The organism is Pseudoruegeria sp. SK021 (assembly GCF_002119405.1).
GTDB lineage: Bacteria > Pseudomonadota > Alphaproteobacteria > Rhodobacterales > Rhodobacteraceae > Meridianimarinicoccus.
Genome location: NZ_MTBG01000036.1, coordinates 20483 through 30669, shown reverse-complemented (window position 1 = coordinate 30669; position 10187 = coordinate 20483). Strand labels below are relative to the sequence as shown.

6 protein-coding genes and 1 pseudogene are annotated in these 10187 nt (G+C 55.7%); 3 read left to right on the top strand and 4 right to left on the bottom strand.

Features of this window, described 5'->3' with window-relative positions:
• Positions 1-402: 402 nt before the first annotated feature.
• The 3 genes from alsS to BV911_RS15980 form a co-directional block, all read right to left on the bottom strand.
• Positions 403-2079, bottom strand: coding sequence for an acetolactate synthase AlsS (gene alsS / locus BV911_RS15990; RefSeq protein WP_086054613.1), 1677 nt, complete (start codon positions 2077-2079; stop codon positions 403-405).
• A gap of 2 nt (positions 2080-2081) precedes the next feature.
• Positions 2082-2918: an acetolactate decarboxylase gene (budA, locus tag BV911_RS15985; RefSeq protein WP_086054614.1), complete on the bottom strand. Its 837-nt coding sequence runs from the start codon at positions 2916-2918 to the stop codon at positions 2082-2084.
• Positions 2919-3081: 163 nt separating this feature from the next.
• On the bottom strand, positions 3082-5103 hold the full coding sequence (locus BV911_RS15980) for an oleate hydratase (RefSeq protein WP_205963874.1): 2022 nt from the start codon (positions 5101-5103) through the stop codon (positions 3082-3084).
• A gap of 164 nt (positions 5104-5267) precedes the next feature.
• Between BV911_RS15980 and BV911_RS19230 the strand changes: the two are divergent.
• Positions 5268-5360, top strand: a pseudogene (locus BV911_RS19230) (IS6 family transposase); the annotation flags it as partial.
• A gap of 505 nt (positions 5361-5865) precedes the next feature.
• Here the strand turns inward: BV911_RS19230 and BV911_RS15975 are convergent.
• Positions 5866-7008, bottom strand: a complete 1143-nt coding sequence (locus BV911_RS15975; RefSeq protein ID WP_086054611.1) for a hypothetical protein — start codon at positions 7006-7008, stop codon at positions 5866-5868.
• A 185-nt stretch (positions 7009-7193) separates the two neighbouring features.
• Here BV911_RS15975 and BV911_RS15970 point away from each other — a divergent pair, with 185 nt between their 5' ends.
• Both BV911_RS15970 and BV911_RS15965 read left to right on the top strand, forming a co-directional pair.
• The gene (locus BV911_RS15970; protein WP_139840114.1) at positions 7194-7931 is read left to right on the top strand and encodes a DUF1275 family protein; all 738 of its coding nucleotides are present in this window, start codon (positions 7194-7196) and stop codon (positions 7929-7931) included.
• Between the two features lie 242 nt (positions 7932-8173).
• Positions 8174-10027: an FUSC family protein gene (locus BV911_RS15965; RefSeq protein ID WP_205963873.1), complete on the top strand. Its 1854-nt coding sequence runs from the start codon at positions 8174-8176 to the stop codon at positions 10025-10027.
• The last annotated feature ends 160 nt before the right edge of the window (positions 10028-10187 follow it).

Sequence of the window (10187 nt, the reverse complement as noted above, 5' to 3'; positions counted from 1 at the left end):
CGGATGGCTTCCAGTGCCACCTTTGCCTTGAACTCCGCAGAATAGCGCTTTCGTTTTGTCATCTCAGGTCGGTCCTTCGTCAGTCGCTAAAGCTTAGCAACTGGTCCGAATTCTTGCGACCACCTCTCTCCAAAAGCTTGAGCCTTCTGATGGCAGTCTCCGCGATCGCTCTCGCCATGGCATGTCACACAGCTTCCAGGCTCATGGGGTCAAAATATCCCGCGCGGAAAAAGCACGGGTACTGTTCGAAGTCGTGGTTCAGGACTGGTTTCGATGAACTGCGCCGCCGCATTCGCACAAACGAAACGCCCCTGATCACAGGCAAAAAATACGCCATCAGAAAACGCTTCAGACCCAGTGTCGTGTAGTCTGGTCACTTCCGCATGGAAATCTACAGGGTGTTCAATGAAAAGCACTTCCACGGACATTTTCGAACAAAAGGTGGTTATCACTGTAATCGACGTGAACCCCAATGATGACCGGGCCTGCGATCCCAAACGCCTTTTTAAGGACCGGCAAAATATCGTCCGCAGAATTGATCATCAAGCCCGTCGCGCCAAAGGCCTCGGCGTATTTGATATAATCAACCGGACCAAAATCGACCCCAGAGGATCGTCCGTATTTCTCGACCTCTTGCACGCCAACCATGTTGTAGCTGCCATCAATCCAGACCATGTGCACAAGATTGGTGCCAAGACGAACGGCGGTTTCCAGTTCCATTGCAGAGAACAAGAAGCCCCCGTCGCCAGAAATCGACAGGACCTTTTCTGATGGACGAACCAAGGACGCAGCGATGCCCCAAGGCAACGCGACCCCAAGCGTCTGCTGCCCATTGCTGATCAGAACCTGCCTTGGCCGAAAGCTGTGCATGTACCGCGCGATCCACAGATGGAACGACCCCATATCAAGGCAAACAGTTACCTCATCGCTGACAAACTGCTGAAGATCATGAACAAGGCGCAGCGGATGAATTGGGTATCCGCCCCGTCGCGCGCTTTCGTCAAACAGCTGTGTCCGCTCTGCCGCGATCTCAGTCAAAATTGACGATGCTTTGGTAGAAAGGCCACCACGGGTCAGTTGGGGCGTCAGTGCGTCTAGGGTGTCCGAGATACTGCCCGACAGTTCAACCGTAGGTTTGTAATCGGTATCGAGGTCCGTCGTCACGGCATCGATATGAATGATGTTGCGCTGTTTGCCTTCGTTCCATTCTTGTGGCCAATACTCGACCGGATCATACCCAACAGTGATGACCAAATCCGCCGTGTCCAGTAGTCTGTCACCCGGCTGGTTGTTAATTTGCCCAACCCGACCGCCGAAGTTTTGGAACACCGTAGCACCGACCGCGCCGGCCGCTTGGAACGTGCCAACGACCGCCAAATGCCCATGCTGTAAAAACGCCTGAAGTGCGGCCGCATTCTCGGGCCGACTTGCCAACATACCCAAAAGCACGACCGGGTTTTCCGACATGTTGATCAGGCGGGCGGCCTCTTTGATCGAAGTTGGTGCGGCTGGCCCTGCCCCGGAAAACGCAGCGCGCCCGATCGGAGCCTGTGGCGCATCTGCGGCCATCACATCAAGGGGAAGATTGAGGTATGCAGCCCCTGGCCGTCCCTCTTCTGCCGCACGAAACGCATTCGCCATCGCTTCGCTGATCTGATCCGGCGCACCGATGCTGGCCGCAAATTTGGTGACCGGACGCAGGATTGACACCGCATCCATCGACTGATGGATTTTCTTCAACGCCTGATCGGTAGCAACGGCACCGCCCAGTGCGACCACTGGATCGCCTTCTGTATTCGCCGTCGCCAGACCTGTGGTCAGATTGGACACCCCCGGCCCAGAGGTCGCAATCGCAACGCCCGCCTTTCCGGTCATGCGCCCGATCCCGCCAGCGATAAAGGCTGCGTTCTGCTCATGGCGGCATACAACCGTCTCGATTTTCGATGATCCTTTCAGTGCATTGAACACCGCATCGATTTTTGCCCCCGGAATCCCGAAGACATGCGTCACACCGTATTCTTCGAGGGTCCGAACAACCAGTTCAGCACCCGTCTGTTCGGGCTTGGAATCTTTCGACATAGTCAATCCTTGTGAGCTTCTTCAGCATAGGCCAGATCGTCAGCGTTGTTCTGACTCAGATCGGCCTTGAGATACTTTTCCGTTTCCGGAAGAACGAGATGAAAGTCCGTAAGCGCATTCACCTGCACTTTTAGATCACTGGCTGCGATATCCAAAAGATGGCCGCCATGCTGATGATCTTCGGAAATAAAATGGAAATGATAGCCGGGCACGCTGAACGCGCTTGAGAACGCAGGCGACCATATGCCGACCAAGGTGCCCGTGATATCTTCGAACGAAAACAAACCTTCCGATTTCGACGCTTCGGCAAGACCAACGCCCTCAACCGGGGGCTTCACAGCCCGTGTCGAAATCCGATCAAAACAGCCATCTAGGCGGATTGCGTAGAAGATATTTTCAGACTTTCGAAACCGGTCACAGGCCTCTGTCAGCGTCTTCATGTCCATGATGGTACCGCTGCACCCGGTCTCGTCCGCAGAAAACCGCGTTACAGCCGCGAACGGCGCACCGGCATCTTTTGCGGCAACTTTGACGGCCCCTGTCCCATGCACTTGATAGGCAACACCGTCGAGCACAACCATCTCGCCGTCTAACCCGGCAAACGTACCCAGGCCAAAGTCACCATGCTCCAAAAGGGTGCTGACGCTGACTTCACGATCAAAGACCCCGGCGACAAGCGCACCAGAGGTGGAGACCTGAAAAATCGTATGAAGTCGCTCCCCCATATGCTCGGCAAGAATGGATGCAATCATCTGGCTCCTGCCTTGCGCCGATGCTGCAGCCTGGCGGTCGAGTTCAAGCAGCAAAGAATTAGGGAGATCAACTTCAATACGTGTCATCGGGCTTTCTTTCGAATTGATACGAAACCGCTTTGCCCATTGCAGCACAGCGTTTCGGAACGACTTATCCGTCATGCGCGCGCAGTTGCCATGTAATCTGGCTACAGGCAACGCGCACATGATCGGGACAAATCAAGGGGGCTGTGTCGGGCTTGGTCCGTGCTCACTTTTCGCGGCGCAGACCCTCAATCGCGCTACGAACCCATTTCCGGCCAGTATCAACAGCAAGACTGTCGTTCATCATCTTGCGGAATGCGGATAGCTGTCGATCAAACAGACCTGACTTGTGCAGGTCGCCGTTAGTCTCGTCAGGACCCAGTGGCAGGATATGCTCGAAGTAGGTGCCGCCGAGAAGATGCCGTAGGATGCCCTCTCCGACGAAAGGCTCGTCATTGTTGAGCGTCCGGGTTGCCCGCAGCAGTCGGCGCACGTCGTACTGGCCCGGATAGATGTCAGGAACCTGCTTTTTGACCCCCAAAAGTTCATATACCCCGATACGTGCGGTGCGCACTGAGCTTTCCAAAGTGAACACGACATCGTTGTGGGTTTCCACAAACTGCCCCAGACACGCGAGGTTGGTGCAGCCTTGCGGGACAACCCATGGTCGGTCTCCTGCCGCGCGCGGCATGAACTGGGCCGTGATATAGGGCATCAGTGCGGTCCGGACCTTGGTGGCCGCAATCACCTCGTCAAGATCGTCGATCAAACCAAGGTGGAAGCACATTTCAGCCAGAATTTCGTTGCCGGTGCAGTCCGGCATTGGCATCTTGATGTAGTTCCCGGCCTTGTCCATCAGCAGCGCGTAGACCCAGACGACGATCACATCGTCGGGCTGGTTTGTGAAATGTGGCTGGCGGTTGACCGTAAAGCTCATCAGCCAGTTGGAATCGGTGAAGGTGATGATTCCACCGGTCACAGAGTTTCCCGAATAAGGGTCGTTGATCGACAGCTCTTTGATCTTGTCGACCAGCGGAGACGGTTTGCACGTGAGGGTGGCAGATTCCCACGTCGAGGCCGCTGCATTGCCACAAAACTTCTCGGGGTTGCCAAACACTGGGGATTTCTTGGCAAGGTTTTTCCAGAGCTTCCACCCCGGGCCGTTTGCAGGTTCGTCGTCGTTGATCTTGAGTTCTGGGACCGTTTCACCATCGCCATAGGCGGTGTCCTCAACGATCGATCCGGTGGTCACGAAGACCAGATCCCGCGCCCCGATCTCAATCTTGCCTTCTCCGTCACTGCTGAGGAACTTCAGGGCGCGGACGGTCATCGCCTCGCCCTCGGTCTCCATATCCACGTCCAGAATGGTTGTGTCGAGCCGGGTCTTAACGCCCTTTTCCTTCAGCCAGCCACTCAATGGGAGGATGAAGCTTTCGTATTGATTGTACTTCGGAAAGACGAGCGAGGTCATGTCGTTCAGCCCGTCCATCAGGTGAAGGAAACGATGCATGTACAGCTTCATCTCGAGCACCGAATGCCAACTTTCAAAGGCAAACATGGTGCGCCAGAACGTATAGAAATTGCTGGCCAGAAACCCGGGGGTGAACCATTCTTCGACGCTGATATCGTCCAGATCTTCTTTGCGCGCGAGCAAGAGTTTTACGAGTTCGAACTGCTGTGACCGGGACAGATCCATCGTGGAAAAGTCTTTGATCTGACCCTGTTTTTCCAGAAGCCGGGCCTTCGACCAGTTCTTGTCAGTGTCGTTGACGATGCGGTACTCGTCCATAACGGTAAAGGGTTCGGGAAGTTCCAACGCAGGGATTTCCGAAAATACGTCCCAAAAATTTTGATAGGTCAGTTCCATTTCGCGGCCGCCACGCACGATGAAGCCGTCTTCGGCATTCCCGGCACCGTCTAGCGCGCCACCTTCGACCTTCATGCTCTCTATGATGGTGATGTTTTCGGCTGGCATATGGCCGTCGCGGATCAGAAAAAACGCGGCCGACAGACCCGCGATCCCGCTTCCGACGATATAGGCATGTCGTTCTGCGACCCCGTCCGTGGGCAACGGCCGGTGATTGACATAGGTGCCGTGAAGGTCCGCCGGCGGCAGCAGCGTATCGCGTCCGTTGTGAAGCCGCTGGGTCGACGCGTCAGGCGTCACGTTCACGTTTTGCGCCTTCGAGGCTTCGACGTGGGTTCCCAGAGCGGAGAATGTAGAGCTGCGTTTGTCAATCTCGGTCACGTAGACCTCCTTTTTCATTGTCGCCATTTAGGGTGGACAACTAAGAACCCCGGTCAGATAATAACTTTATCGTTCAGAACTATAGTGTTAAGTGACACCATGGCTCCAAACTGTACCGCCAAGTTCCGCGGCCGACATGACCTGAAAATTTTAAAGTTGCGGACATTCGAACCAGCTCACCTCGCCTCAAGGGTTTTCGTTTGCCTCGAGAAATCATCGCCTACGCTGTTTGGGCGGACCGCCGCTTCTGGCTAAGCACGACGTGATCGTCAGCCGGGAAGCCGTCCGGTTGACGGGCGAAGTTGTGGCCTGATTGACCGATCATTGGAACCGTAAAAGCCGAAGGCATCTGCATTGGCAAGCGTCCGAGCATTTGGCAACCCGGCCATGGATGCGAAGAAGGACCCCAATGTGCGGGGCTCCATAAACGGGAAGCGAATTGTTTCGGGATGGGCTTGGATGACATCACTCACTTCGTGCCTCGCAACTTCATAACGGATGCTAAATTTTCAAGAAACCAAACATTTCTTGATTGGCGTGCATAGTCCCAGATCAGCCAGATTCATGCAATTTCCCAAACGGGATACATTTTATGGCAACCGACATAATTTGCAGACCTTTAGTCATGTCATCCGGCGTCGATGATGTAACCACCCCCGGTGACATCTGTATGAGAAGGTGGGTCTTTGAGGAACCACGCAGGGGAGCAGGTACATCATCTAAGCCAGATGACAGCACAAAAAATTTGCGCAACAAAACCGTCTACGACGGCAATGTCTCCCTCTCGGAAACCACGGCACCCAATGAAGAAAGCTGCAATACCAACTCGGCCTGACGTTTAACCCCGACCTTGCCAAATACGCGCTTCAGGACGACACGCGCGGTGCCTTCGGTGACGCCAAGCTGTCCAGCCGCAGCACGCACCGTCATGCCGCCACCAATCAGTGCGGCGAGACGTGCCTCGCCAAGGGTCAGCCCAAAGACATCGCGCACGACCGCAGGGTCGATCTTACTGCCGGGCTTGGTCGGCGCCGCAAAGAGCAGTGTTTTTGCCGCGGTCCGGGTGCCGATCCGCCATTCGTTCATCAACGTGACCGGCATCGCCCAGATTGCCGTTCTTCCGCCGTCCCGTCTCGTTAAAATACACGATTTTGGCCGGACATCGGCACCTGCCATCTCTCCAGCACGGACTGCCGCAATAAGTGCCTCGAAGCGCGCGTCATCCTCTCTGCGGACGGGTACGACACGGCCTTCCTTCGTGGTAAATAATTCGGGAAATACCTCGTCGCCGATCGTATTGCGGTAGATCGACTGCCCCGCGTCGTCGAGGACGAAGACCCCAGAATCCATCCTGTCGAGAGCGGCCCGCAGGACAGTTTCAGCTTCTTCGATATTACTGATACGAAGGGATATTCGCAGCGCTTGTTCAACATGTGGGCCAATAAGGCGAAGGGTTTCCATCTCGGCGGCGGTATAGGGCCCGCGCTCTTTGGCCCGAGGGACTGAAACGGTCACCAGCATGTCGAGGTCAGGAAGGATCACGCAACACATGATCCAGCCAAAGCCGACCCGCGCAAAGAAGTCGGTGTATATCGGTAAAGTTTCGATCTCGTGGTCACTGACCATGAGTTGATCGTTGACCACGTCGCCACTCGTTAGGTGCAGGTCGATCATGCGCTGCGCGTGAATGTCCTGCGCCACCCAATTCCCCTCTTGGTAAGTTCGAACGGCGTCCCTAATGCTTGGGGAAGCAATAAAATCTGTCTGGCCGTCTCTACTGGCGAAAAATATCGCTGCGCCCCGCGCACCGAAGAGGTCTGCAATTTCCGCCAACGCTGTCGGCCAATTTTCCGGAGAAAGTGCGGAATCGTAGATGGCATGGACCGCGTGACTAAAATTCTGCACCAGAAATTCTTACTCCAAATTGACGCCCGATCCACGTTCGGCATGCAAACGGTCTCGAGACCCGAAAAATGTATCCCGTTTGGGAAATTGCATCAAGCGGGTTGATCTGAAACCATTTACGCGAACCAAGGATTCCTTGGGTTTTCTTAAATTTAAGCATCCGTTACTTATTTCCGAGGCACGAAGTGACCCACGTCATCCAAGCACATCCCGAAACAATTCGCTTTCCACTTATGGAACACCGTACCGTCGGGTTCCTCCTCGCTTCCATGGCTGGATTGCTGAATGCTTGGACACTCGCCAATGCAGAGACCTTTGCGACGGTGCAATCTGGCAATGTGGTCCAAAGTGGCTACCGTTTGGCTCAGGGCGATTGGGCGGGCTTTATTTTCGCCTTTGGGTCTGTGATCGCCTTCGGCATGGGCTCTGCGATCTGCGGCGTTCTGATGACGACCATGTTGCGCCGGGGCAAAGTCTTTACGCCGGTGGTGCTGTGGTTTGAGGTGGTCGCGCTGGTCGCGCTCGCTGTCGCGTCGCGGATGGGATTGATCGACCCTCATATCGTCGCCTATGCGGTCAGCTTCATTGCCGGTGCACAGGGCAACGCCTTTCACAAAGACCACGGCATGCTCTACGGCAACGTCGCAGTAACCTTCGTGGTTCAGATGGCGTTTAACTTCGTTGCCCAAGCGATGTTCAAGAAGGACGGGATCAACGGCGAACCCAACATGATGTGGGCTGGGGTCTTCTTTTCAGTGCTGCTGGGCTTTGCCGGGGGCGGTGCGATTGGCTTCATCCTCGATGCACAGGTTTTCAATCATGCCTCGATGTTCCTTGCAGCAGCAATCGCTCTCGTGCTGGCGGTCTTGGCGATGAAACACCCCAAGACCGCCGACCCAAGCTCGGGTGGGCTGATCGGCTGATCTGACCGACGGATCCTGTGCCCGGCAAGACATGCGTGTCTGCCGGGCACATTCTGCTTTGATCTCAGTGATGCAAGGTCACGAAAGAGCCTTCGATGATTTCTGACAGTAAAAAACTTCCAAACCAACATCGCCCCGTACCTTGGCTGCGTGAAATCGCGCGTGTCAAACCGGCACGCTGGCCTTTGGGGGCGTCGTTACGTGCTGCCCTCTGTGTTGCTGGGCCGCTTGCCTATGGTCTAGTGACCGGAACCCTTGCGACATGTCTGATAATTTCGCTTGCGACACTGGTCGTGTCATCGGGGGAAGGCGGTGGCACCTACCGTTCCCGTTTTCGCCAAATCGCAATTGTCGCGCCCATCGCAGCCACGGGGTACTTTGCTGGCTACCTTGGCGACCTCCCCTATCCTGTGGTGATCGCCGCGATGGCAATTCTGGCTTTTGTCGCTGGCATCGTTAGCAGTTATGGGGCCCCTTTTTCGTCGGCCATGTTGCAGTTTCTACTCTTTGCGACACTCGCGCTTGGCCTGACGGAATTCGCGCCATATTGGCGGCCAGCAGCGCTCTATCTTGTGGGTGTTTTCATTTATGCCATCGCGCTGGGATGCGAGGCGCTGATCCTGCGCGATCGACCGGAACGTCGGATGCTTGCAGACCATTTCGAGGCACTGGCGGAACTGGCATCGGTGCGGGCGCAGGATGCCACGACAGAAACTAACGCGGCCGATACCGCAGCCGCACGGCGCAAAGTCATTGATGCCTCGCGGACGCTGTACGGTGTGTTGCTTGAAACCCGGCGCGCGGGACGTACCCATGAAGGTCTGTCACTCGCGGCAACTCTCGATGCCGCCGACCTCGTTTTTTCGGCGCTCCTTGCCGAGACCAATCCCGATGCCCTGCGTCATGCCGAGATCGAGTTGCGCGCCATGGCGGCGGCTTCGCTTCGGACTTCCCGTGTCCCGCTCACGGAACAGGGCACGCAGTCAGATCAACTTTCGGTACGACTTGCTGCGCTCAATATTGCCGTTAGTTCTGAAAATCGGGCCTTCGATATCGCACCTTATCACGCACCTGTATCGTCCCGCAGCGTTGGGTTCACAAAAATCATAGACCGGCTTGCTGTCGGGCGTTCTGTTGTGTCAGGTGCCGCGGCTCTAGCAATATGCATTGGACTGGCCTTTGCGTCGAAATATGTGGTTCAGGCAAATCATTGGTACTGGGTGCCTTTGACCGTCGTGATCGTCATGAAGCCCGACTTTGGGTCGATTTTTGCGCGGGCAGTTTTGCGGATCATGGGTACGAGCATCGGTGTGCTCATTGGTGCAGGACTGCTCGTAGTGCTGCCAAAGGGTATGGTGCTTGTAGGTGCGATTGCGGTTCTGGCTGCGCTGCTGCCGTGGACCAAGCGTCTGTCTTATTGGGTGATGGTTTTGGCGCTGACCCCGCTCGTCCTGATCCTGCTTGATCTGGTGTCTCCGGGTGCTCAGACTGTTGACTTTGGTGCCCTACGGCTGGTGGATACCCTAATCGGCGGCGGAATCGTGTTGATTTTTGGGTATTTTATTTGGCCTCGCCGCCACGGGGACCAGATCACGGCAACCTTTGCTCTCGCGATGTCAAGGATCGCTGACTACCTCGTTTCGGCTTGTGCACCGCTCGGAAAAGAACCGGCGGACCAGGCAAAAGCCCGCCAAAAAGACATCCTAGCCCGGCGGGATGCCTATTGGGCCTTATCCAATTTGCGCACGTCCTTGGCGCGTTCCATGTCCGAACCGCCACCGGCGGGAACCGAAGCGGCGGCATGGTTCCCGATTGTCGCCGGTGCCGAACGGCTGTGCGATCGCATCACGGCCCATGCCGCAAGCCGCCAACCAGACGCCCCGCAACTGCCGCCGAGCCAAGTTGCAGCCGCTGCGCAGCATCTGCGCGACATCGTCGAGGCAGCCCAATCGCCCGTCCCTGCGCAGGAACGGTCCGCGGATGAATTCCTCAGTGCGATTGCCGACGACACCTTGCAGATTTCCCGCAAGCTGGAAGCAAAAGCCCCTCTGTCCGAGGTACGACGACACCAATCGAACATGGCGCTTCGTGCTTGAAAGTGAAGGTCACGGTCGCGCCACAAAAGGTTCCAATAATTACCCCAGAGAACATCACGCCATTGTCTGTTCAATCATGAATTCATGGAAAAATTTTACCTAAGTAACTGTTTAAAAGCATTAATACTAACTCCCACCCAATCCTGACGAATAAAACGCC